This is a genomic window from Streptomyces sp. NPDC090741 (assembly GCF_044769045.1).
Classification (GTDB): domain Bacteria; phylum Actinomycetota; class Actinomycetes; order Streptomycetales; family Streptomycetaceae; genus Streptomyces.
Genome location: NZ_JBIVXF010000018.1, coordinates 123787 through 147285 on the forward strand (window position 1 = coordinate 123787; position 23499 = coordinate 147285).

General features: G+C 74.4%; 20 protein-coding genes. 11 read left to right on the top strand and 9 right to left on the bottom strand.

Going from position 1 to position 23499, the window contains the following annotated elements; translation table 11 throughout:
* Positions 1 to 106: 106 nt before the first annotated feature.
* Positions 107 to 1396, bottom strand: a complete 1290-nt coding sequence (locus tag ACIQU4_RS35520; RefSeq protein WP_385573972.1) for an ATP-binding protein — start codon at positions 1394 to 1396, stop codon at positions 107 to 109.
* 159 nt (positions 1397 to 1555) lie between these two features.
* On the opposite strand from ACIQU4_RS35520, the gene ACIQU4_RS35525 reads away from it, so the two are divergent.
* Positions 1556 to 3013, top strand: coding sequence for a hypothetical protein (locus tag ACIQU4_RS35525; RefSeq protein WP_403739826.1), 1458 nt, complete (start codon positions 1556 to 1558; stop codon positions 3011 to 3013).
* A 6-nt stretch (positions 3014 to 3019) separates the two neighbouring features.
* Here the strand turns inward: ACIQU4_RS35525 and ACIQU4_RS35530 are convergent, their stop codons facing one another.
* Positions 3020 to 3844: an alpha/beta hydrolase gene (locus tag ACIQU4_RS35530; RefSeq protein WP_403739829.1), complete on the bottom strand. Its 825-nt coding sequence runs from the start codon at positions 3842 to 3844 to the stop codon at positions 3020 to 3022.
* 179 nt (positions 3845 to 4023) lie between these two features.
* On the opposite strand from ACIQU4_RS35530, the gene ACIQU4_RS35535 reads away from it, so the two are divergent.
* Complete coding sequence (locus ACIQU4_RS35535; protein ID WP_403739832.1) at positions 4024 to 4788, top strand: trypsin-like serine peptidase; 765 nt, start codon at positions 4024 to 4026, stop codon at positions 4786 to 4788.
* Here ACIQU4_RS35535 and ACIQU4_RS35540 read toward each other — a convergent pair.
* From ACIQU4_RS35540 to ACIQU4_RS35550, 3 genes are all read right to left on the bottom strand, one after another.
* Positions 4758 to 5306 carry an NUDIX hydrolase gene (locus tag ACIQU4_RS35540; RefSeq protein ID WP_403739835.1) on the bottom strand — a complete coding sequence of 183 codons (549 nt, stop codon included), beginning with the start codon at positions 5304 to 5306 and terminating at the stop codon, positions 4758 to 4760. The genes ACIQU4_RS35535 and ACIQU4_RS35540 overlap by 31 nt on opposite strands.
* Positions 5307 to 5386: 80 nt before the next feature.
* The gene (gene lnt / locus ACIQU4_RS35545) at positions 5387 to 6991 is read right to left on the bottom strand and encodes an apolipoprotein N-acyltransferase (protein WP_403739837.1); all 1605 of its coding nucleotides are present in this window, start codon (positions 6989 to 6991) and stop codon (positions 5387 to 5389) included.
* A 43-nt stretch (positions 6992 to 7034) separates the two neighbouring features.
* Positions 7035 to 7550 carry a hypothetical protein gene (locus ACIQU4_RS35550; RefSeq protein WP_403739839.1) on the bottom strand — a complete coding sequence of 172 codons (516 nt, stop codon included), beginning with the start codon at positions 7548 to 7550 and terminating at the stop codon, positions 7035 to 7037.
* 123 nt (positions 7551 to 7673) lie between these two features.
* On the opposite strand from ACIQU4_RS35550, the gene ACIQU4_RS35555 reads away from it, so the two are divergent.
* Entirely contained in the window at positions 7674 to 8150 is a 477-nt protein-coding gene (locus tag ACIQU4_RS35555) for a VOC family protein (protein WP_403739841.1), read from the top strand.
* A gap of 400 nt (positions 8151 to 8550) precedes the next feature.
* On the top strand, positions 8551 to 9468 hold the full coding sequence (locus tag ACIQU4_RS35560; RefSeq protein ID WP_403740044.1) for an ADP-ribosylglycohydrolase family protein: 918 nt from the start codon (positions 8551 to 8553) through the stop codon (positions 9466 to 9468).
* A gap of 11 nt (positions 9469 to 9479) precedes the next feature.
* Here the strand turns inward: ACIQU4_RS35560 and ACIQU4_RS35565 are convergent, their stop codons facing one another.
* On the bottom strand, positions 9480 to 10274 hold the full coding sequence (locus ACIQU4_RS35565) for a glutamate racemase (protein WP_403739844.1): 795 nt from the start codon (positions 10272 to 10274) through the stop codon (positions 9480 to 9482).
* Between the two features lie 135 nt (positions 10275 to 10409).
* Between ACIQU4_RS35565 and ACIQU4_RS35570 the strand changes: the two genes are divergently transcribed.
* From ACIQU4_RS35570 to ACIQU4_RS35590, 5 genes are all read left to right on the top strand, one after another.
* Positions 10410 to 11579: a glycosyltransferase gene (locus tag ACIQU4_RS35570; protein WP_403739847.1), complete on the top strand. Its 1170-nt coding sequence runs from the start codon at positions 10410 to 10412 to the stop codon at positions 11577 to 11579.
* Positions 11580 to 11837: 258 nt separating this feature from the next.
* A complete protein-coding gene (locus tag ACIQU4_RS35575) occupies positions 11838 to 12353 on the top strand; it encodes a DUF6643 family protein (protein ID WP_403739850.1) in 516 nt (171 codons plus the stop codon).
* A gap of 70 nt (positions 12354 to 12423) precedes the next feature.
* A complete protein-coding gene (locus ACIQU4_RS35580; RefSeq protein ID WP_403739853.1) occupies positions 12424 to 13248 on the top strand; it encodes an MOSC domain-containing protein in 825 nt (274 codons plus the stop codon).
* A gap of 296 nt (positions 13249 to 13544) precedes the next feature.
* The gene (locus ACIQU4_RS35585) at positions 13545 to 14168 is read left to right on the top strand and encodes a hypothetical protein (protein WP_403739856.1); all 624 of its coding nucleotides are present in this window, start codon (positions 13545 to 13547) and stop codon (positions 14166 to 14168) included.
* A 132-nt stretch (positions 14169 to 14300) separates the two neighbouring features.
* Entirely contained in the window at positions 14301 to 16769 is a 2469-nt protein-coding gene (locus ACIQU4_RS35590; protein WP_403740046.1) for a right-handed parallel beta-helix repeat-containing protein, read from the top strand.
* On the opposite strand, the gene ACIQU4_RS35595 is transcribed toward ACIQU4_RS35590, so the two are convergent.
* Complete coding sequence (locus ACIQU4_RS35595; RefSeq protein WP_403740049.1) at positions 16702 to 19290, bottom strand: hypothetical protein; 2589 nt, start codon at positions 19288 to 19290, stop codon at positions 16702 to 16704. The two genes, ACIQU4_RS35590 and ACIQU4_RS35595, sit on opposite strands and share 68 nt — an antisense overlap.
* Positions 19291 to 19553: 263 nt before the next feature.
* Between ACIQU4_RS35595 and ACIQU4_RS35600 the strand changes: the two genes are divergently transcribed.
* Positions 19554 to 20051 carry an SRPBCC family protein gene (locus ACIQU4_RS35600; RefSeq protein ID WP_403739859.1) on the top strand — a complete coding sequence of 166 codons (498 nt, stop codon included), beginning with the start codon at positions 19554 to 19556 and terminating at the stop codon, positions 20049 to 20051.
* A gap of 30 nt (positions 20052 to 20081) precedes the next feature.
* Here the strand turns inward: ACIQU4_RS35600 and ACIQU4_RS35605 are convergent, their stop codons facing one another.
* Positions 20082 to 21218 carry a PLP-dependent cysteine synthase family protein gene (locus ACIQU4_RS35605; RefSeq protein WP_403739862.1) on the bottom strand — a complete coding sequence of 379 codons (1137 nt, stop codon included), beginning with the start codon at positions 21216 to 21218 and terminating at the stop codon, positions 20082 to 20084.
* Positions 21219 to 21416: 198 nt separating this feature from the next.
* On the opposite strand from ACIQU4_RS35605, the gene ACIQU4_RS35610 reads away from it, so the two are divergent.
* The gene (locus ACIQU4_RS35610; RefSeq protein ID WP_403739864.1) at positions 21417 to 21941 is read left to right on the top strand and encodes an ATP-binding protein; all 525 of its coding nucleotides are present in this window, start codon (positions 21417 to 21419) and stop codon (positions 21939 to 21941) included.
* 197 nt (positions 21942 to 22138) lie between these two features.
* On the opposite strand, the gene ACIQU4_RS35615 is transcribed toward ACIQU4_RS35610, so the two are convergent.
* Entirely contained in the window at positions 22139 to 23476 is a 1338-nt protein-coding gene (locus tag ACIQU4_RS35615) for an ROK family protein (protein ID WP_403739867.1), read from the bottom strand.
* Positions 23477 to 23499 lie beyond the last annotated feature (23 nt).

Below are 23499 nucleotides of genomic sequence, written 5' to 3' on the forward strand. Positions count from 1 at the left end.
GCGCGGGAGGCCCGCAGCCGCTTTGGGGAGTGGCTGCGGGCCATCCTGCCGACCTGTCCGTGGCAGGCCGGGTCCGTGCCCCGTTTTCCCGGACGTTCCGGAGTTCTCAGAACCTGGCGTGAGCGGTGATGTCCGCCTCGAACTCCCCCGTCATCGCCGGGGTCACCGTCGGCCGGCACTGCGCGACCGCCGCCAGGTAGTCCTGCGTGGAGGCGCCGAGCTGGGCCGCCGCCGCTCCGCGCGCCCCCACCGCCTCCAGATCCCGCTCGAACGACACCTGCGCCGCGATCCGCGCCGCGTGCTCGATGTCGGCCGGGGTGAACAGCTCGCTCGCCGCCACCAGAGCCGCCACGTCCACGTCGGTGCGGCCCGCCGTGTAGCGGGACCAGATCGCGGCGCGCGCCCCGGCGTCCGGGGTGCCGATCGGGATCAGGTAGTCGAAGCGCCCGGGCCGCAGGAACGCCGGGTCCAGGGAGCGGATGGAGTTGGTGGCGCACACCAGCAGCCGTTCGTCGCCCTCCCGGAATCCGGGGATCAGCTTCAGCAGCTCGTTGGTGACCCCGTGGATCCCGCCGGGCTGCGCGGGCTCGGTGCGTACGGGGGCGATCTCCTCGACCTCGTCGATGAAGACGAGGACCCGCTCCAGCTCGGCGATGCGGGCGAACGCGTCGCGCAGCGCGGTGGCCAGGTTGCCCTCGTCGGCGAGGCGGGAGGGCAGCAGTTCCACGAACGGCCAGCCGAGCCGGGAGGCGATGGCCCGGGCGAAGGTGGTCTTGCCGGTGCCGGGCGGGCCGAAGAGGGTGATGGCGCGCGGCGGCCGCACCCCGTGAGCGGCGGCCCGCTCGGGCTCGGCGAGCGGGAGCACGACGCGCCGTTCTATGAGGTCCTTCTCGTGTTCCATTCCGGCGACCTTGGTCCACAGGTCATTGGGCAGGAAGCGGCCGCCGAGGTCGTCGAGGAGGCCGGCCGCCGGTCCGTGCAGCGGCTCGGTCTTCTCGAAGTAGGCGACGGCGGGCTGGCGCGTGTACCCCGCGTTGAGCAGGCCCTCGCCCAGCAGGTCCTCCTCGGGCAGGACGTACGCGATCCGCCCGACGCGGGCGGCGATCAGCCGCCGCTCCAGCTCGACGAGGAGGGCGCTGGCCAGGCCGCGGCCGCGCCAGCCTGCGGCGATCGCGATCCGCATGACCCAGGCCCGCTCGCCGGTGACGCAGGCGAGGGCCGCGCCGATCGGGACGCCCTGGTGGACGGCGACCACGCAGGGCTGCCGGTCGGTGAGGGCGCTGATGCACTCGGCGAGCGAGAAGACGGATTCCTGGCCGAGTTCGGCCGTGGTGTCGATCAGGTGGACGACAGCGGCGAGATCGCTCTCGCGGTAGTCGTGGATGAGCCAGTTCACCGGGTACCGCCCCTCGTTCGTGCTCCTGCGGCGAGGCTAGGGGCGGGCGGGCCCTGCGATCACGCTCCGCGGTGCACAACAGCCGGTCCGGAAGTCCTCCGCCGCGTCCATAGACTGGTGCCTTCCGCCGAACGCCAGACCGAGGATTCCAGCACCTTCATGCTTTGCCACATACCCCCGGCCCGACGCGGGCCCCTCATCCGGCTGCTCCCCTTCCTGTGGACCGTCGCCCTCGGCCTGTGGGGGCTCTCGCGGCAGGACAGCGTGTGGCGGGACGAGGCGGCGACCTGGCAGGTGGCCGGGCGGTCGGCGGGCGAGATCGTGGACATGCTCGGCAATGTCGATGCCGTGCACGGGCTGTACTACCTGTTGATGCACGGGCTCTTCGAGCTCTTCGGGGCGAGTACGACCACGCTGCGGCTGCCGTCGGTCCTGGCGGTGGCGGCCGCAGCGGCGTGCGTGGCCGTGATCGGGCGGCGGCTGGCCGGGTTCTGGGCGGGGCTGGGCGGCGGGCTGGCGCTCGGGCTGCTGCCGGCCGTGCAGTTCTACCTCCAGGAGGGCCGGCCGTACGCGCTGGTCGCGGCCGGTGCCGGGCTCTCCACGCTGCTGCTGGTGTCACTGCTGTCCGTCCCGTCCGGGCCGGGGCGGCGGGCCTGGCCGCGGTGGACGGCGTACGCGGTCACGGTGCTGGTGTGCGCGCTGCTGAACTGGCTGTCGCTGCTGGTCCTGCCCGCGCACGCGGCGACGCTGTGGTGGGTGCGGGCCGGGCGCGGTGTGTGGCTGCGCTGGGCGGCGTACGGGGCCTGCGCGGTCGCGGGGGCGCTGCCGCTGGTGCTGTTCAGCCGGAGCCAGTCCGATCAGGTGTCCTGGATACCGCCGCTGACCTGGCACATGATGATCGGCCCGGCGATCCTGCTGGCCGTCGGCGGTCTCGGGGCCTGGCTGGACCGGCCGCGCGCGGGCCGGCTCTCGGCGGCCGCGGTGGGGCTGCCGCTGTTGGCGGTGCCGCAGCTGGGTCTGATCGGGATCTCGCTGGTCCAGCCGCTGTTCCTGGACCGGTACGTGCTGTTCAGCATGGTGGGTCTGGCCCTGCTGATCGGGGCGGGGCTGGGGGCGGCGGTACGGGCGGCCCGGCCCCGGTTCCCGAGGGCGGCGGACCTGCTCGTGCCGGGCGTGGTCGGGGTCGCGGTGCTGGCGCTGCTGCCGGTGGAGCTGGGCAAGCGGGCTCCGGCCAGCCGGGTCGACGACGTACTGGCGGTGGCCGGGGAGGTGGCCCGCCTGGGGCGGCCCGGGGACGCGGTGCTGTTCGTGCCGGCTGCCCGGCGGGACACGGCGCTGGTCTCGCCGGGGGCGTTCGCGGGGCTGGCGGACGTGGCCCTGGAGCGCAGCCCGGTGGCCTCGGCCACCCTCAAGGGCGAGGAGGCCGACCCGGCGCGGATCCGGGAGGCGCTGCTCCGGCAGTCGCGGGTGCTGCTGGTGACGGACGCGGCAAAGGTGGCGAAGCCCTCGGGGGCCGCCCGGGACGCGGCGAAGGCGGCGGTGCTGAAGGAGCGCTTCACGGTGGTGGAGGACCGCCAGATCCGGGGCCGCCGAGTCACGGTGTACGAGCGCCGGTAGGCCCTCTCACGCGGCTCGGGGGTGGGCCGCCTCGGTGTGGGAGTCCAGCCAGGACAGCGAGGCGCGGGCCAGGTCCGGCCAGCCGTGGTCGACGGTCAGGGAGTGGCCGCGGTCCTCGAAGCACTGGTACTCGGTCGTCGCGTGCGAGTGGCGGTACTGCTTGTAGGTCGAGCGGGTCAGCAGGTCCGGGACGGTGTGGTCGAGCCTGCCGGACAGCAGGAGCAGCGGGCCGCGGGTCTCGTTGCCGGTGTCGACCTCGGCCGGCGAGTGCGGGGTGAAGTTGCCGAGCGCGAGCTGGAACAGCGGCCGGGCGGTGCTCGGGATGGTCCACTCGTCGTACAGCTCCTCGGACTCCTCCTCGGAGACGGCGTTGGCGAAGCCGTAGCGGAACTGCTCGCGGTTGAGCGAGACGGACCGGCGGGTGTTGCCCGGGTTGTGCAGGACGGCGAACGTCGACTTGGCCTGGGCCGGGGCGATGGCCTTGACGCCCTTGATCTGGCCGGGGCAGATGGCGACGGCCGCCTCGGCGAGGCCCTGGCCGAGCAGGTGCTGGGCGATGAACCCGCCGACCGAGTGCCCCACGAGGACGGGCCGGGCGGGCAGGGCGCGGATCACCCTGGCGTGCGCGTCGGAGATCTCGACGAGTCCGACCCCGGCCTGGTCGTCGGGCCGGCGGCGGGCCTCGGCGACGGTGTCGGGGATCCCGGGCCACTCCGGCAGGACGGGCTCGTACCCGGCTTCGCGGAAGGCGTCGGCCCACCCCTCCCAGCTCGTGGAATGCAGCCAGAGGCCGTGGATGAACACCACGGGCGTGCGGTGCTGTGCGGTCATGGCGGGACACCTCCTGGACCCCCCTGCCGCCTCTGCCAGTCTCGCCCGCGCGGCGCACGGCCGCCTGCGGAGCCCGAAACCACGGCACGTGCACGGAGCCCCGATTCACAGGACATTCATATGGAATACCGGGCTCAGGGCATAGCTTCGGTGGGGAGGCTCGGTGCATGATCCCGCGCATGCTTCCCCGACCGGCCCACGGCCCCCGCACCCGGCGGGCGTCCCGGATCCTGCTGGCGCTGGCCGCGATGGCCGCGCTGCTGAGCATGGACCTGCCCGACGCGGCGGCCGTGCCGCCGCTGGGGGTCACCGCCGAGGCCGGGTCCGACCCGACGGCGAACCGGGTCGGCGCCCTGTTCGCGGGCTCCCTCGACGGCGGGCACTTCTGCACCGCGGCCGTGGTGCACAGCGACGACCGCGATGTGATCGCCACGGCCGCGCACTGCCTGGACAACCCGGACACCACCGTGTTCGCGCCGGGCTACCGGGACGGCAGGGCCCCGTACGGGGTGTGGAAACTGACGGGCGTGTCCCTCGCCCCGGCCTGGACGGACGGGAAGGACCCGGACGCGGACGTCGCCTTCGCGACGGTCGCCCCGGCGGACGGCGGCACGGCGCGCATCGAGGACGCGGTGGGCGGCTTCCCGGTGGCCACCGAACAGCCGGACGAGGTGACGGTGACGATCCTCGGCTACCCCAGCGGCGACGAGGCCCCGCTGCGCTGCGCGAACGCCACGAGCCTGTTCTCCGAGACCCAGCGCCGGATCGACTGCCCGGACCTCAGCGGCGGCACGAGCGGCAGCCCCTGGCTGGCGGACGGCGCCCTGGCCGGCGTCCTCGGCGGCTACGAGGGCGGCGGCACGGTCCCGGAGGTCTCGTACAGCGCGGTCATGGACGACCAGGCCCTGGAGCTCTACCGCGAGGCGGCCGTCTCCGCCGGCTGACCCTCCGTACCGCCTTCGGACGCCTGGCGCTGCTCCGCCCGGAAACCGGCGACGGGCGCGAACCAGGTCGGGTCCTCGCGCTGGGCGCGGTGGATGCGGTCCACCGCGAAGGGTTCCAGCGGGGGCAGGGCGTCCACCTCGAACCAGGCCACCTCCAGTGACTCGCTGTCGTTGACGCGGGCCTCGCCGCCGGTGGCGCGGCAGCGGAAGGTGATGTCCTGGAACTGGCAGACGTCGCCGTTCGGGTAGGTGATCGGCTCCAGCATCTGGACCAGCACCACCCGCTCCGGGACGCAGTGCACCGCCGTCTCCTCGTACACCTCGCGCACCGCCGTCTGCGCGGGCTGTTCCCCCGGCTCCGCGATCCCGCCGACCACGGACCAGTGGCCGGTGTCCGAGCGGCGGCCGAGCAGCACCCGCCCCTCGTCGTCGAAGACGATGGCGGTGACCCCGGGCAGCAGGAGCAGCTGGTTCCCGGCGGAGGTGCGGATCTGGCGGATGAACTCGGGTGTGGTCATCCTCCGACCCTACGAGGCCGCGCGCACCGACGGGGCGGGGGCGGTGCGGGGCAGGGCGGTGCGGTCCCCCGGGTCGGCCCTCAGGCGGCCGTCCGGCGGGACCGGACCCGGCGGGCGAGGGTCCAGCCGAGGCCGCCCGCGGCGACCAGGAGCAGCAGGTACTCCGGCAGCGGGCCGTAGCGGGTGGCCGGGGTCTGCGTGGAGCGCAGCGGGATCTCGGCGACGAGCGCGTCGGCCGTGAACATCTTCGTCTGCCGGACGATCTCCCCGTCGGGGCGGATCACGGCGCTGACACCGCTGGTGACGGGCACGAGCACGGTACGGCTGTGCTCGACCGCGCGCACCCGGTCCATCGCGAGCTGCTGGTACGTCATCTGCGAGCGGCCGAACGTGGCGTTGTTGCTCGGTACGGCGATCACCTGCGCACCGTCCTGGACCGTGGAGCGCACGGCGTCGTCGAAGGCGGCCTCGAAGCAGGTGACCATGCCGACCGCGCTGCCCGCCATGGCGAAGACGCCCGGCTCCTTGCCGGGGCCGAAGTCGCGCTGCACCCGGTCGACGTCCGAGCTGAAGAGCCGGACGAAGGACCGCATCGGGATCCGCTCGCCGAAGGGCTGGATCTTGCGCTTGTCGTACGTGTCGACGGGCCCCTTGACCGGGTCCCACAAGATCATCGTGTTGCGCAGCGGCCCGGTCTCCGGGGCCAGCACGGAGCCGATCGCGACCGGCACGCCGATCGCCTTGACCGCGTTGTCGATGACCCCGTACGCGTCGGGCTGGGTGTACGGGTCGATGTCGGAGGAGTTCTCCGGCCAGACCACGAAGTCGGGCTTCGGGACGCGGCCGGCCTTGACGTCCGCGGCGAGCTGGAGCGTGCGGTTGGCGTGGTTGTCGAGGACCGCGCGGCGCTGGGCGTTGAAGTCGAATCCGGCGCGCGGGACGTTGCCCTGGACGACGGCGGCCACCGCGGTGCCCTCCTCGGCGGCGTCCGAGACCAGCGGCCGGGCGGCCAGGGCCCCGGCGAGCGGGGCGGCCACGGCGGTCGCGGCGAGCAGCGCGGCGGTGGCCCGCCGGGTGTCGATGCCGACGCGCAGCGCCTCGTAGAGCCCGAATCCGCACAGGGCCACGGCGAAGGAGAGCAGCGGGGTGCCGCCGAGGGCGGCGAGCGGGAGGAAGACGCCGTCGGCCTGGCCGAAGGCGAGCTTGCCCCAGGGGAAGCCGCCGAAGGGGGCCCGGGCGCGCAGCGCCTCGCCGGCGATCCAGACGGCCGCGCCCCACAGGGGCCAGGCGGGGAGCCGGCTGACGAGGGCGATCCCGAGGCCGGTGAGGCCGATCAGGAGGGCTTCGAGGGTGGCGAGGGCCAGCCACGGGACCGGGCCGACGCCCTCGCTGGTCCAGATGAGCAGCGGCAGCAGGAAGCCCAGGCCGTGCAGGAAACCGAGGCCGAAGCCGGCGCGGGCACGTCGGCCGCGGAGGCAGGCGCCGAGCAGGGCGAGGGCGAAGGGGGCCAGCCACCACAGCGGGCGGGGCGGGAAGCTCAGGTAGAGCAGCACGCCGGAGCCGACGGCCAGGGCGGCGCGCACCGGCCAGGCGGCCGCCCACCGTCGGGGGGACGCGGCCAGGGTTGCGAGTTCCGCTTCTCCGTCGACACCGGGGCCGGGCTCTGCGGTGACACTGCTGCTCATCTGCCGGAGTGTACGTGCCCGCCCGCAGGCAGCGGGAGAACCCTCAGTGGGCAAGTGCGCGCAGGTGGGTGCGGATGACCCGGACCGCGTTCTCGGCGTCGTCGACGGTGACGGTGAACACCTTGCCGTCGCCGAGCCGCAGCTCCACTCCCTCGCCGCGCCGGACGATCACGGCGGTTCCCCTTTCGGGCCGCCAGCGGTAACCCCAGCCGCCCCACTGCTGGGGGGTGATCCGGGGAACGAACTCGGCGGAGGCCACCTCCGCGAGCCGGATCTTGCGGCGCGGCAGCCCGATGTGGCCGCAGCGGACCTCCATGGCCTCGGCGTCGACGGTGACGGCGACGTACACGAAGGCGAGCGTGCCGTAGAGGATCAGCAGTCCGACGGCGAGGCAGCCGATCACGGACATCAGCAGCGGGACGACGCCGGAGGTCCAGTTCGAGTCGACGGCGAGCTCGACGCCGAGCGCGAGGCAGGCCGCGCCGGCCGCCGCGAGCAGCCATTGCACGCGGTTGGAGGCCCGTCCCGTCCACAGCGGACCCGGGGGGTGAACCGTCATGTGTAGCAGCGTACTCACGTTCCGCATGTGCGCCACTGCCTCTCGCCCGCGCGGCGCGGACGCGCCGTAGGGCGTCTGCCCGGCCTTGACCTCAAGCAAACTTGAGGTCCTACGTTCGCCCTCATGAGCACACACGAGGCAGACCAGAAGGCCGTACAGACCGTCCCGGACCGCTACCGCACGGCGGTGGTGGCGCACATCATGGTGGCCGACGCGCCGGCCGCACTCTCCTTCTACCGACGGGCCTTCGACGCCGTCGAGGACTTCCGGCTCGACCACCCCGAGGGCGGGGTGATCCATGCCGAGATACGCATCGCCGGGGCCACCCTGATGCTCGGCGACGTCTCCGAAGGGCCGTTCACCGCCCCGTCGGCACTGGGCGGCACCACGGCCGCGCTGCACGTGTTCGTACCGGACGTGGACGCCCTCGTACGGGCGGCTGTGACCGAGGGCGCGGAGCTGCTCCAGCCGCCGGCCGACCAGTTCCACGGCGACCGGACCGCCATCCTCCGGGACCCGTTCGGGCATCTGTGGGTGTTCCTGACCCACCTGGAGGACGTGTCCTGGGACGAGCTGGAGGGCCGGCTGACGGACGCGTGACCCCCGGCGGATTCAGCCGCCGGGCAAGGGGCCGACGAGCGCGTCGCACAGGGCGGGGCGGGGCGGGGCCGGGCCGGGCATGAAACGGTGCGGGCTCCGCGAGGCGAAGGCGACGCGCTGGGTACGGCGGCGCTCGCGGTCGTACGCGCGCAGGGCGGCGGGCAGGGCGGCCCGCTCGTGGGCGGCGACCGCGCGGGGCAGGGGTTTCGGCGTCGAGGGGGGCGGTACAGGCCTCCTGGCCGAGGTGGGGCGTCACGGCGTGGGCCGCGTCGCCGACCAGGGCCGTGCCGGCGCAAGCGGGCGGGCGGGCGCGGACCGACGCACCGGGCCGTCTCCCTGGAGGGCTTCGCACGCGGTGTACTGGCCTGCACATGCCCCGAACCGCCGAGGAGGAATTGTGATCACTCGACTCGACCGCGCCGTGGGCGCCGTTCTGGGCTCGGCCGTCGGAGACGCCCTCGGTGCGCCCTACGAGTTCGGGCCCGCCGGGGAACTGACCGCGCGCGGCCAGGAGATGCGCGGGGGCGGCGGCTGGGATCCGGGCGAGGCGACCGACGACACGCAGATGGCGGTCCTGGTCGGCGAGTCCCTCCTGGAGCACGGCGGCCTCGAACTCCCCGACGTCTTCGGGCGGTTCCAGCGCTGGGCGGCGGCCGAGCCCAAGGACATCGGCCTCCAGACGGAGTACGTGCTGACGAGCGGCGACGCCTGGGACCTGGCCGCCGCACTGCACTTCCAGATCAACGCGCGGGCGGCGGGCAACGGTTCCCTGATGCGGGCCTCCACCTCGGCCGTGTACTTCGCCGCCGAGGGGCGGGCGGGGACGATGGACGCCGCCCGGCGGATCGCGGCCCTGACGCACGGCGACGGGGCTGCCTGGGAGGGTACGGCCGTACTGCACGAGCTCGTACGGGTGATGCTCGACGGGGGCGATCCGCTGGCCGCGCTGCCCGAAGTGCTCGACGCGGTGCACCCGGAGCACCGCGCTCGATACGGGGTCGTCCTCGGCCCCGACTGGCATCCGGGGCTGGCCACCGAGTTCAACGGGGCGGTGTGGCCCTGCCTGGGCTCCGCGGTGTGGGCGCTGCGGACGACCACCGGGTTCGCCGGGGCCGTACGGGCCGCCGTGGACCTGGGCGGGGACACCGACACGGTGGCGGCGGTCACCGGCACCCTCGCCGGGGCCCGCTACGGCCAGGCGGCGATCCCGCCGGAGTGGACGGCTCCGCTGCACGTACCGCTGCCCGGGTACGGGGACCGGGTGCTGGACGCGGACGGGCTGCGCGCGCTCGCTCGGTCGCTGGCGGGCCGGACGTAGCGCTTGCGGGGTCAGCGCCCGACGGCCGCGCCCTCGCCCGCGAGCAGCCGCCCTTCGGCGTACCCGAGTGCGGCGGCGGGGAGCGTGCCCTCCTCCCCGCTGAGCAGGACGGTCAGGGTTCCGGTACGCGGCAGGCCCGGTTCGGGGAGGGCGCCGAGACGGCGCAGCGCCTGTACGGCGACGGCCTCGGCGGAGCCGTGGTAGCGGAGCTCGGCGCCGCCGGTCCGCTCGGCCAGGGCGGCCCGGATGGGCACCTCGACGAGCTCGTAGTGCGTGCAGCCGAGGACGACGTCGGTGACATCGGCCGGGGTCAGCGCGGCGGCCGCGGCAACGGCGGCCGCGACGGCGCTGTCGTCCCCCGCCTCGACGGCGTCGGCGAGTCCAGGGCAGGGCACCTCGGTGACCCGGGCCCCGGTGGCGAAGTCACGGATCAGCCCGCGCTGGTAGGGGCTGCCGGTGGTGGCGGGGGTGGCCCAGATGGCCACGCGCCCGCCCGGGGCGGCGGCGGGCTTGATCGCCGGCACGGTCCCGATCACCGGGATCCCGGGTTCGAGCTCGGCCCGGAGGGCGGGCAGGGCGTGCACGGTGGCGGTGTTGCAGGCCACGATCAGGGCATCCGGCCGGTGCCCGGCGGCGGCCCGGGCCACACCGAGGGCCCGCCCGGTCAGATCGGCGGGCGTACGAGGCCCCCAGGGCATGCCGGCGGGGTCGGAGGAGAGGACCAGATCGACGTCGGGCCGCAGCCGCCGCATCGCGGCAGCCGCCGCGAGGAGGCCGATCCCGGAGTCCATGAGGGCGATCTTCACCTGGTCACCTTAATGGAAGCCCGCCCCCCGAGACCCGCCGACCCCGACCCGACGGACCCCGCGCCCACCCCACGGCCACCCCGCCGCCTCGCCCAAATCCACGACACCCCCCTCCATCTTCGGCACACTGCCCGCATGGGCCTTCTCTGCGCCGCCTGCGCTTCCCTCGCCACCTGGATCTGGCTCACCTTCGCCCAGGGCATGTTCTGGCGGACCGACGTGCGGCTCCCGCCGCGCGGCGCCCCCGACCGGTGGCCGTCCGTCGCCATCGTGGTCCCGGCCCGGGACGAGGCCGAGGTGCTGCCGTGCAGCCTGCCCTCTCTCATCGCCCAGGACTATCCCGGCGAAGCCGAGGTCATCCTGGTCGACGACGGCAGCACCGACGGCACCGGCGACCTCGCCCTGCGGCTGGCCCGGGAGCACCCCGGACTGCCCCTCACCCTCACCTCCCCCGGCGAGCCGGAACCCGGCTGGACCGGGAAGCTGTGGGCGCTGCGCCACGGCATCGCGCTCGCCCGGACCGCCCACGCCACCGAGCCCGAGTACCTCCTGCTGACCGACGCCGACATCGCGCACGAGCCCGACAGCCTCCGCGAGCTGGTCGCGGCCGCGACCAGCGCCGAGCTCGACCTCGTCTCGCAGATGGCCCGCCTGCGTGCCGTCAGCCCCTGGGAGCGGCTCGTCGTACCGGCCTTCGTCTACTTCTTCGCGCAGCTCTACCCGTTCCGCCGGATCAACCGCCCGACCGGGCGGACCGCCGCCGCCGCCGGCGGCTGCGTGCTGCTGCGCACCGAGGCCGCCGTACGGGCCGGCGTGCCGGATTCGATCCGGCACGCCGTCATCGACGACGTCTCCCTCGCCCGCGCCGTCCGTCGCTCGGGCGGCCGGATCTGGCTGGGACTCGCGGAGCGGGTGGACAGCGTGCGCCCGTACACCGGGCTCGGGGACCTGTGGCGGATGGTCTCGCGCAGCGCGTACGCGCAACTGCGCCACCAGCCGCTGCTGCTGGCCGGGACGGTGGCCGGGCTCGTGCTCGTCTACCTCGTCCCCCCGGCCGCCCTCCTCGCGGGGCTGGCGACGGGGCATGCCGCCACCGCCTGGGCGGGCGGGCTGGCCTGGCTGCTGATGGCGGGCACCTATCTGCCGATGCTGCGCTATTACCGGCAGCCCGCAGCACTCGCGCCACTCCTTCCGCTCACGGCCCTCCTGTACCTCCTGATGACCGTCGACTCCGCCGTTCAGCACTACCGGGGCCGCGGCGCCGCATGGAAGGGCCGAACCTATGCCCGCCCGAGTGACGCCTGAAACGGAAAACCACCCCCCGACCACCCCCGTTACCGATGTCATCCCAGGTCACCGCATTGTGACGCTACGTCAGCGGCAAGTCGGTGCAACAGCCAACCAGTGAGTACGAGTAGGAGCAACCCGGGGCGGAAGTGGCGAAAACGTGCACGTGAACACGAAGTGAAGGGTGTGGCTCTGACCTGGGAATATGCAGGTCAGCGCGGTGTTCGTCACACCTCGCTATGGACCCGGTGAAGTCGTGGGCTTAACTTAGGTCCCATGACCTCCCCCCGCTCCACTTATGGCGGCGGTTACTACTCCGCGCCCTCCTTCCCGGACACCCCCATCTACGACTCCCTCGTCGCCGAACGCGGCACCCCGCAGATCGCCCCGATCCGCGTTCCGGCCGCGTACGACTCCCCCAGCTCCGGCTATTCGAGCGGCGGGTACCTCCCGGCCCTCGCCTCGTCGCTGCCCGCCCTGCCGGCCGCACTGCCCCCGGCCATGCCGCAGCAGCAGGCCCCGGCGTACGGGTACCCGTACCAGCAGCAGGCACCCGCACCGATGCCCCTGCAGCAGGCGCCCGCTCCGTACATCCCGCAGCAGCAGCCGGCCGTGGCCCGCGCGGGCTACATGCAGCAGGCCCAGCCGCAGCAGCCCCGGCCGGTGGCCACGGGCACCGGGTACGAGGCGATGCGTCCGGCCGCACCGCGCCCGATGCAGGTTCCGGCTCCGGTTCCGGCCGCCTCGTACGAGGACCCGTACGGCCGCCCGTACCAGGGGCGCGGCTACTGACGGAGCCGGTACTGACAGATCCGGGGACGCTCACCAGCGCGGGCGCGGGGGCTCCTGGCAGGATGCTCCCATGTCGAACTTGTACGTCCAGGCGCTCCACATCCATCCCGTCAAGTCGGTAGCGGGGACAGCTCCCGACGAGATGGCCGTGGAGCCCTGGGGCCTTTCCGGGGACCGGCGGTGGGCACTGGTCGACACCGAGGGCACGGTCATCACCCAACGCCAGCAGCCCCGGCTGGCGTTGGCTGCGGCGCGTCCGCTGGAGGGCGGCGCGGTTGCCCTGTCGGCGCCGGGCATGGCCGAGCTGGCCGTGGAGGTGCCGGAGCCGGGTCCGCTGGAGCCCGTCACCCTGTTCGGCAAGAAGATCGAGACCGTGGTCGCGGCGAGCGCCGCGGCCGACTGGTTCAGCGCCTACCTGGGGGTGCCGGCGCGGCTGGTGCACATGGACGACCCTGCCGTACGGCGGCCCGTCGACCCGCAGTACGCGCTGCCGGGCGAGACGGTGAGCCTCGCCGACGGCTATCCGGTGCTGCTCACGACCCTCGCATCGCTGGACGCGCTCAACTCGCTGATCGCGCAGGGGGACCATCCCGCGGAGGGTCCGCTGCCCATGAACCGTTTCCGCCCCAATGTGGTGGTCGCCGGCGCCGAGGCGTGGGCGGAGGACGGCTGGCGGCGCATAGCGATCGGCGACGCCGTCTTCCGCGGGGCCCGGGAGTGCGGGCGGTGCATCGTCACGACCACCGACCAGGCGACGGCGGAGCGGGGCAAGGAGCCCCTCAAGACCCTGGCCCGGCACCGGCGGATCGGCAAGTCGCTGGCCTTCGGGCGGCAGCTGGTGCCGGTGCGGACGGGGACGGTGCGGGTGGGCGACGAGGTCCGCGTCCTGGAGTGAGCGGGGCGGCGGCGACCCCTCGGAATGACACCTTCGAGGGGCTGTGGGGGAACGCTGGAACCAAGCACCGTGAGCGGACCGTTGGTGCATTCGACGGCTGTGACAGGAAGGTGCGGAAGCAAGCTCGGCGACGGCTGTGGCTACGACTGTGACTACGGCTGCGGCTGAGGCCGCGCTTCCGGGACTTCATGCACCGGATCGGGTGACACGGCTGCCGCGCGTCCCGGAATGCGCGTTGCCCGGGGGCGCGGGAGGCTTGGACCGCAGGCAGACGGAGGCAAAGGGGGTGCCGGACCGTGTGGACAGCAACGGGTGTGTGGCGTTGGCGGCGCAATCCACTGCGCCGGCAGACTGATCTCTTCGAGGCATGGGTGGCGTTCGCCGCGCTGGTGTGCGTCCTGCTGGTGGCTCCGGCCGTCGGCACGGTCGCGGGCCTGGAGGTGGACGGCACGCTGCAGCGGGCCGCGCGCGAACAGCGGCAGGAGCGGTACCTCGTCCCGGCGGTGGTGGTCCGGCCGGCCGCGGAGCCGCCCGCGGAGCCGCCCGCGGGGACGGAGGCCGATCCGTCGGCGCAGCGGCAGACCCCGCAGCGCACGCAGATCGTGGCGTCCTGGACGGCGCCCGACGGCAGCAGCCACCAGGGCACGGTGCCGGCCGCGGAGGAACCGCCGCAGGCGGGCGACCGGTTCCGGATATGGACCGATACGCAGGGCCGGCTCGTGGGGCGTCCCCTCGACGCGTCTTTGGCGAGCGCCCACGCGGCGGTGGTGGGCCTGGCCGCCGCTCTCGGCGCGGCCGCGCTGGTGGAGACGGTCCGCCGCCTCGTCGTACGAAGGCTCATGCATCGTCGGTACATACGGCTGGACCGCGCGTGGGCGGCGGCGGGACCGGACTGGGGCCGGGCGGGCGCGGGCAGCTGACCTGGCATCTCACCGGCTCCGCGCGCGCTACGGTGGAGCGGCCAGAGTCGGTCGCCGCCAAGGCGGCGGGCGGCGGCGGTGGTTTCAGTCGCTTCGATGGCACGAGCACGAGGGCGGGGGCACGACAGCACCATGGCACAGGGCACGGTCCAGGTGACGCACGGCGGGTCTTCGCGGTGGCGGCGCCGCTCCGGTGAGTATCCGACGCTGGCCGCCGCGCTCGCCGTCGCGGGCGACGGGGATGTGCTGTCCATCGCTCCCGGCACCTACCGGGAGAACCTGGTACTCAACCATGCCGTGACCCTGCGCGGGCCGGAGGGCTCGGTGGGGTCGGTACGGATCGCCCCGCTCGACGGGGTCGCGCTGACGGTGCGCGCCTCGGCCGTGGTCCAGGACCTGCACCTGGAGGGGCAGGACCGGGCGGCGCCCGCGCTGCTGGTCGAGGACGGCTCGCCCGAGCTCACCGATCTGCGGGTCAGCACCCGGTCCGCGGCGGGGATCGAGGTGCGCGGCGGAGCCCGGCCCCTGGTGCGGCGGTGCACGGTGGAGAACCCGGCGGGCGTCGGGATCGCCGTACTGGACGGCGGCGGCGGGGTGTTCGAGGAGTGCGAGGTGGTGGCCGCGGGGCAGACCGGGGTCTCCGTCCGCGGCGGCGGGCGGCCGCGGCTGGAGCGCTGCCGGATCCACCATGCCTCGGGTGCGGGCATCGCGGTCACCGGCGAGGGTTCGGGCCTGGAGGCGCTGGGCTGCGAGGTGTACGAGATCAAGGGCACGGGTGTACAGATCGCCTCGCGTGCGGCGGCCCGCCTCACCGACTGCTCGGTGCACCGCACTTCGACGGACGGGGTCACCCTCGACACGGACGCGGTGCTGACGATCGCCGGCTGCGACATCCACGACATCCCGGAGAACGCGGTGGACCTGCGCTCCCGTTCCGTGCTCACGCTCAGCCGCACCACCGTCCGCAGGTTCGGCCGCAACGGCCTGTCGGTGTGGGATCCGGGTACCCGGGTGGATGCCGAGTCGTGCGAGATCCACGACAGTACGGGCGACTATCCGGCGGTGTGGATCAGCGACGGGGCCACCGCCTCGCTGAGCTCCTGCCGGGTGCACGACGTACCGGACGCCGTGTTCGTCCTGGACCGGGGCTCGCGCGCCGACGTGGTCGACAGCGACCTCTCCCAGGTGCGCAACACGGCCGTCTCGGTGAGCGACGGGGCCACCGCGCAGGTCGACGACTGCAGGATCCGGGAGGCGGCGACCGGGGCCTGGTTCCGCGACCACGGCAGCGGCGGCACCCTCGCCAACTGCACGATCGACGCGGTCCAGACGGGGGTGATCGTCACCAAGGGGGCCGATCCCGAGCTGGAGCGGTGCACGGTCAGTTCCCCCTCCGAGGCGGGGTTCTACGTGTCGGCGGGCGGCCGCGGGAGCTTCCAGTCCTGCCGGGTGACGGGCAGTTCCGGCTTCGGCTTCCACGTCATCGACGGCTGCCGCACCACGCTGACCCGCTGCCACACCGAGCGCTGCGCGCGCGGGGGTTACGAGTTCGCGGAGGACGGCCCGGTGGCCGAGGACTGCACCAGCGACGAGTCCGGGTCACGGCTCGCCGCCCAGTCGGCCGGAGCCGCGGCCGGGGCTCCGGCCGGTGAGCGCGCGGGGATCCGTACGGTCGGCGCGGTCCGGGGCCCGGCGGTGGAGGCCACGCAGGTGCCGGCCCCGCGAGGCGTGGAGGAGGCGGACCGGGAGCCGCCGGGGGCGGCGCGCGGCTCCGGCGAGGTCCTGGGGCAGCTCGACGGGCTGGTGGGCCTGGACAGCGTCAAGCGCGAGGTGCGGGCGCTCACCGACATGATCGAGGTGGGCCGGCGGCGGCAGCAGGCGGGCCTCAAGGCCGCCTCGGTACGCCGCCATCTGGTGTTCACCGGCAGCCCCGGCACGGGCAAGACCACGGTGGCCCGGCTCTACGGGGAGATCCTGGCCTCCCTCGGGGTCCTGGAGCGCGGCCACCTGGTCGAGGTCTCCCGGGTGGACCTGGTCGGCGAGCACATCGGTTCCACGGCGATCCGTACCCAGGAGGCGTTCGACCGGGCGCGCGGCGGGGTGCTGTTCATCGACGAGGCGTACGCGCTGGCTCCGGAGGACTCCGGGCGGGACTTCGGGCGTGAGGCGATCGACACCCTGGTGAAGCTGATGGAGGACCACCGGGACGCGGTCGTGGTGATCGTCGCCGGGTACACGGCGGAGATGGACCGGTTCCTGACCGTCAATCCGGGTGTGGCCTCGCGGTTCTCGCGGACCATCACCTTCGGGGACTACGGTCCGCAGGAGCTGCTGCGGATCGTGGAGCAGCAGGCGGAGGAGCACGAGTACCGGCTCGGGGAGGGCACCGCGAAGGCGCTGCTGGCGTACTTCACGGAGCTGCCGAAGGGGCAGGCCTTCGGCAACGGCCGCACGGCGCGTCAGACCTTCGAGTCGATGGTCGAGCGCCATGCGGGCCGGGTGGCGCAGCTCCCGGACCCGGGCACGGACGAACTCACCCTCCTGTTCCCGGAGGATCTCCCGACGCTTCCGACGCTTCCGGCGCTGTCGACGCCTTGCTGACCCTGGGGCCGGGCACGGCCGGGGTGGCCGGATCCGGTGTGACGGGTGCGGGTGGTGCGGCGGCTGCGGAGTGTGGGGCCGGTGTGTTGCCGTGCCCGGTCGGCCGGAACCGGGCGTGGCGGGCCGGTCCGGCCAGCCGCGCCAGGAGGGCATCGCGCTCGGCGGCGAAGGCCGGGTCCGCCTGGTAGTCGAAGTGGCCGAGGATCGGCGCGGGCAGCGGGTAGCGGGCGCTGCGTCCGTAGGCGAGCGGATCGGCCAGCGGCCCCCGGTCGACGGAGTCGGCGGGGGCGGGGGCAGGGCCGGTAGGAGCGGCAGCCGAGGCGGCTGGACCGGCCTGGGCCACGGTCTGGGCGGAGCTCGGGGCCGGTGGGAGGACGGGGCCTGTCGGGGTGGTGCCGGCCGGTGGGAGGACGGGGCCGCCGATGGGGTCCGTGGCGCGCCAGAGGTTGCGCCAGCAGTCGATGTCGGCGTGCAGCGCGGCGATCGGGCCCGGGCCGAAGTACGCCGGGAACCAACGCCCGTAGAGCCGCCGGAGCGGGGAGCCGTACGTGAGCAGCGCGACCCGGCGGCGGACCTGCGGCGGCAGCTGCCAGACGGCGGCGGCCGCGAGGACACTGCCCTGCGAGTGGCCGGAGATGACCAGGCGGCCGCCGGTGCGGCCGGTCCAGCCGGTCATCCGCCAGGTCAGGTCGGGGACGGCACGCTCGGCGTAGCAGGGCGGTGCGAACGGATGGGCGGCGCGCGGCCAGAAGGTGCCGACGTCCCACAGCACGCCGATGGTGCGGCGGGCGGCGGGATCCCGGTAGGCACGGCGGCCCCAGGCGACGAACGCGGCGATGCCGAGGCCTATCAGCCAGGACCCGGCGTCCTGCGCCGCGCGGGCGGCGGTCTCCAGCAGCGGGTGGGCGCCGCGGGCCGCCTCACCCGGGACCTGCCCGCTGAGCCAGGCCCCGGCGAGGGCGCCCCCGCCGAGCAGCAGGGTGATCCCGGAGACCGCGGCCACGAACCAGGGCGCGGAGTCGGTGAGCGCGGCGGCGGCCCGGGCTCCGGCGATCCGGCGGCTGCGGTTCTCGTCGGGCGGCTCCCCGGGGTACTCGGCGGCCACCCCGGCGGCGAGCCGGCCCCGCGCGAGGACCCCGCGTACGGCGAACCAGGCCGCGAGCAGGGCCAGTACGAGGAGCAGCGGAGGCAGTACGGCCGCCTGCCAGGACAGCAGCACGGGCGGCGCGGGCACCGGCGCCCCGGCCGCCGAGGGGGAGGCCCCGCCGTCCAGCCAGTCGGCGACCCGCTGGGCGACCCCGCCGGACATCACCCCGCCGAGGGCGCAGCCGAGCATGGCGATGCCGGGGCCGCCGAGCCCGTACAGGGCGGTCGCCGGGTCGGGGGCCAGCCGGTACAGGCGGACGGCGACGGCGGCGAGCAGCAGGACGCAGCACCCCTGCCCGAGCATGAGCACGCCGAACGCGAAGTCGCCGGGGAGCCGCCCGGTGGAGGTCCACCCGGGGCGCGACCAGCCGGCGTAGAACAGCACGGCGGCGAGCAGCGCGAGGGCGGAGCCGGGCAGCAGGGTGACGGCGGCCCGGTCGAGGCGGTGGTCGGCGCGGTCCTCGGTGCGGCCGCGCCGGCAGACGACCCAGGCGACGGCGACGGCCCCGGCGGCGAGCGCCGCCTCCACCGCCCAGCCGAGGGCTTCGAGTACGGGGCCGCCGCCGGAGCGGCGGTCGTAGCGGGCGGTGGGCGCGGCGACGGCGGCCGCGACGATCAGCAGCCCGGCGGCGGTGTGCGCGGCGCGCAGCCGGGCCACGATGCGCCGCCCGTACCAGAATCCGGGCCGGCCGAGCGCGGGCGTACCGTCCGGCTCGGCGGCGAGGACGGCGGTGTCCGCCGGCGGGGGCTGGGACTCGTAGGCGCTCCACGTACGGTTCGACAGGTACCACAGCAGCCCCGTCAGCGCGGCCGGGACCAGCGCGCCGAGCGCGAGCCGCCGCCCCGGCTGGCCCCACCAGCCACCCGGCTCCAGGAAACCGAGCCAGGACCGGGAGCCGGTGCAGGCGCCGGACCCCGCGCACTGCCAGGCGAGGAGGTCGAGCGCGACCTCGCAGGCGGCCGCGATCAGCAGCAGGGTGAGGCTGAGCGCGAGGACCCGTACGAGGACCCCGTACGTGCGCACCGCACGCGGGGCCGGACCGGTGGCGGGCGCGGCCGGCCTGGCCCAGTGCGCGAGGTTGACCACCATGAACGGCAGGAGCAGCAGCCACAGGGCGCGGGAGCCGTTGCCGGAGGTGAGCCGGGACCAGCAGTAGGCCTCGACCACGGGCCGGCCGGCGTACCACTCGGGGTGGGCCTCGGCGTCGACGTCCGCGGCGCGCCGGAACACGGCGGCGGTGGAGTCCCCGGTGATCCGCACGGTGCGCGGATCACCGAGCAGTTCCTCGGGGGGCGCGCCGTGGACTCCGTGCACTCGGAGTTCGAGGGCCAGGGGGCGTGGAGGTGTGAGGAGTTCGAGGGCCAGGGGATGCAGGGGCTGCGGGGGCTGGGGGGTGTCCGGCACAACGGCCTCCGCTCGCGGGGCGGGGTTCAGCGCACCTCCAGCATCCCGCGCCCCGGACCCCCTGCCTAGGGGGTGTCCGGGTGACCTTCGCGGCCCGGGGCCTCGTACCGGGGCCTCGTACCGGGCCTCGTGCGCGGGCCCGCGCAGCGGCGTCCGGGCAGCGGACATCTGACGATCCGACAGCTAAGGTACGCGGACGCACGTTCCACTGCGCACCCCCAGGAGGGACCACCATGGTTCGCCGACTCCGCCCGGTGGGGCTGGACTTCATCGAGGACGCCCCGACCCGGCTGCGCTTCGCCGCCCGGACGACGGCGGGGCCCGAGGCCGTGTACCGGGCCCTGGCCGAGGACGTCGAGGGGTGGTCGCAATGGTTCGGGGCGGTGACCCTGGCCCGGCCGACGCACGGCGGCGCGGGCCGGGAGGTCCGGCTGGCCGGCGGGACCCGCTTCGAGGAGACGATCATGGCGGCGGACCCGGAGCGGCGTTATGCGTACCGGGTCGACGAGACCAACGTCCCCGGGATCCGCGCCCTGCTGGAGGAGTGGCGGCTCACCCCGGCCGACCCTTGCTCCGGCACCCTCGTCCGCTGGACGTTCGCGGTGGACGGCTCGGCGCCGCTCCGGTTCGCCCTCACCGCCGCGCGTCCGCTCCTGGGGCGGTCGTTCCGGTCGGCGGTCCGCGCACTGGACGCCCGTCTGACGTCCCACCGCCCGGCCGCCGGTCGGTGACACGACCCGTCGTGGGCGGCGCCCGCCCCGTCAGGCCGCCGGCTCGCGCCAGACGCCGGTCGCCAGCAGGGTATCGAGGGTCTGCGTGTACGGGGCGATGTCCAGGCCCTGCGCGGCCAGCCACTCGTCCGAGTAGTACTTGTCCAGGTAGCGGTCGCCCGGGTCGCACAGCAGGGTGACCACGCTGCCCTTGCGGCCCTCGGCGACCATCTCCGAGATGATCTTCAGCGCGCTCCACACGCCCGTCCCCGTCGAGCCGCCCGCCTTGCGGCCGATGGCCTGTTCGAGGGCGCGGCAGGCCGCGACGCTCGCCGCGTCGGGGACCTTCATCATGCGGTCTATGGCTCCGGGCACGAAGCTCGGCTCCATCCGCGGCCGCCCGATGCCCTCGATGCGCGAGCCGCAATCGCTGCTCGCGTGCGGGTCGTTGTTGGTCCAGCCGTCGAAGAAGCAGGAGTTCTCCGGGTCCGGGACGCACACCCGGGTGTCGTGCTGCATGTAGTGCACGTAGCGCGCGATGGTCGCGGACGTACCGCCCGTACCCGCCGTCGCCACGATCCACGCCGGCTCGGGATAACGCTCCAACCGCAGCTGCTGGTACATCGATTCCGCGATGTTGTTGTTGCCGCGCCAGTCCGTCGCACGCTCCGCGTACGTGAACTGGTCCATGTAGTGCCCGCCCGTGCGGGCGGCGAGCTCCGCGGACTCCTCGTACATCTTCATCGAGTCGTCCACGAAGTGGCATTCGCCGCCGTGGAATTCGATGAGCCGGCACTTCTCCGGGCTGGTCGTACGCGGCATGACGGCGATGAACGGAACGCCGATCAGCTTCGCGAAGTACGCCTCGGAGACGGCGGTCGAGCCGGATGAGGCCTCGATGACCGGGCGTCCGGGGCGGATCCAGCCGTTGCACAGCGCGTAGAGGAAGAGCGAGCGCGCGAGGCGGTGCTTGAGGGAGCCGGTCGGGTGCGTGGACTCGTCCTTGAGGTAGAGGTCGATGCCCCATTCCTCGGGGAGCGGGAAGCGCAGCAGATGGGTGTCGGCGGAGCGGTTGGCATCGGCCTGAACCTTGCGGACGGCCTCCTTCAGCCAGGCGCGGTAATCCGCGTCGCTACGGTCGACGTCGATTGTCGTAGCCGTCGTACCGGAGGTTCGGGTGGTGCTCATGCGCCTTGCTCCTTCGTGCGTTTTTTCGCCCCCTGCTTTCGCAATGTACCTCCCTCACCTGCACAAACAGTCACTTTGGGTATCTATGCGGATCGCTTTCGATCGCGTTCGGTTGCATACACGGGCACCGTGGGTGACCCTGGTGGAGCATTACTGAGGGTGCAGCACCCGTAACACTCATGTCGGGGAGTCGCAGCCGTGATCAGTCATTCCCGCAGGCACTGCGTCGTCGAACTGCAGGCCTTGCCGTCCCGGATCGGACAGATCCGAAGGATCGTTTCAGCACAATTGCGCCACTGGCAGCTCGATCCGCTCATAGACCGGGCTGCGCTCGGCGTGACAGAGCTGCTCAGCAACGTCCACCGCCATGCGCAGCCGGACAAGACGTGCACGGTCGAGATCGAGCTGCGGCTGGGGCGGCTCACGGTCTCGGTGTACGACAGCGATCCGCGGCTTCCCGTCCTGCGGGAGGCGGCCGCGGACGCGCTGGAGACCTGCGGGCGCGGGCTCGCGCTGGTCGCGGCGGTCAGCGAGGCCTGGGGGGCGCGGAACCAGGCCGACGGCCCCGGCAAGGTGGTCTGGTTCTCCCTCCGCGCCGCCCCGGTCGGCAGCGGCTCCAAGCCCGTACGGGAGCCCGCGCCGGCGGTGGTGGTCGCGGTGGACCCGACCGCCCTCCCGGCAGCCGTGCCGGTGGCGGCCTCGGTCGGCGCCAGGCCCGGGTAGGGGTTCCGCCGCCGCACCCCGCGGACCCCGCGCACCACGCCCCGGCAGCACCAGTGCTGCCAGGGCGCCGGCGGGCTGCCGTCGACCCGGCGGCGGGCCCCGCCCGGCGCCAAGCCTCACCCGGCGCCGGGCGCGGCCGGGACGGTCGGGGGGGGTGTCTGGCGGATCAGGGCCGGGCCCGGCCCGCCCGGCACCCCCTAAGCCGCCGCCCCCAGCGTGCCCAGCGGGTCGTCCAGGACCGGCTGCCAGGCCAGCTCCGCGGCGCCCACCAGGCTGTTGTGGTCCAGGGTGCAGGGCAGGATCGGTACTCCCCCGCTGCGGCCCCACAGGCTGCGGTCCGCGACCACCGCGCGCAGCCGCTCCGGGTCCGCGTTCAGGAGCTCCCGGTGCAGCCCGCCCAGGATGATCCGGTCCGGGTTCAGGATGTTGACCAGCCCCGCGAGGCCCAGGCCCAGCCGGTCGATGAGCTCCTCGGCGGCCGCCCGTACCGCCTGCTGCGCGTACTCCTCGCGCAGCAGGTCGCGGGCCTGCTGGAGCAGCGACACCTCCGGGCCCGGGGTGCGGCCCGCCGCGGTCAGGAAGGCCAGCGGATCGGCCTCCACGTCCAGGCAGCCGCGGCTGCCGCAGTGGCAGGGCCGGCCCTCCGGGTTGACCGTGAGGTGGCCGACCTCCAGGGCCAGCCCCGAACTCCCGGTGTGCAGGCGCCCGTCCAGTACGAGCGCGCCGCCCACCCCGCGGTGGCCGGTGGCCACGCACAGCAGGTGCTGGGCGCTGCGGCCCGCGCCGTGCCGGTGCTCGGCGAGCGCGGCGAGGTTGACGTCGTTCCCGGTCAGGGCCGGGCCGTCGATCCCGGCCGCCTTCACGCACTGCGTGAAGATGGCCCGTACGGGGGCCCCGGCCGGCCAGGCCAGGTGCAGCGGGTTCAGCGCCGTACCCTCCGGCTCCGCGACCGCCGACGGCACCGCGAGCCCCGCGCCGATGCAGCGGCGGCCCGTCTCGGCGAGCAGGGCCGCGCCCGCCTCGACGACCTCGCCGAGCACCTGGGCCGGATCCGCGGAGACGGTGACCTTGCCGGGCGCCGTGGCCACGATCCGGCCGCCGAGGCCCACCAGCGCGGCCCGGAACCCGTCGGAGTGCACCTGAGCCGCCAGCGCCACGGGACCGTTCTCGTCGATGGAGAGCCGGTGCGAGGGGCGGCCCTGGGTGCCTCCCGCGCCGCCCGGGCGGGAGTCGACGCGGATCAGGCCCAGCGCCTCCAGCTCGGCGGCGACCGCCCCGGCCGTGGCGCGGGTGACACCGAGCTCGGCGGTCAGGACGGCGCGGGTCGGGGCCCGGCCCGTGTGGACGAGCTCCAGCGCCGGGCCGAGGGCGCCGCGGCCCCGCTCCAGCTTGGTCCTCGCCGAAGACGCAGCCGCAGACCCGGCCGAAGACGCACCCGAAGACGCGGATTCGGCCGCCGATGCGGAAGACGCCGCGGACAGCGCGGACACCGCGGTCACATCCCCCACCCGCGGCGGGGCCCCGTTGCCGTTCATGACAGCGATCCTCGCATGATCGG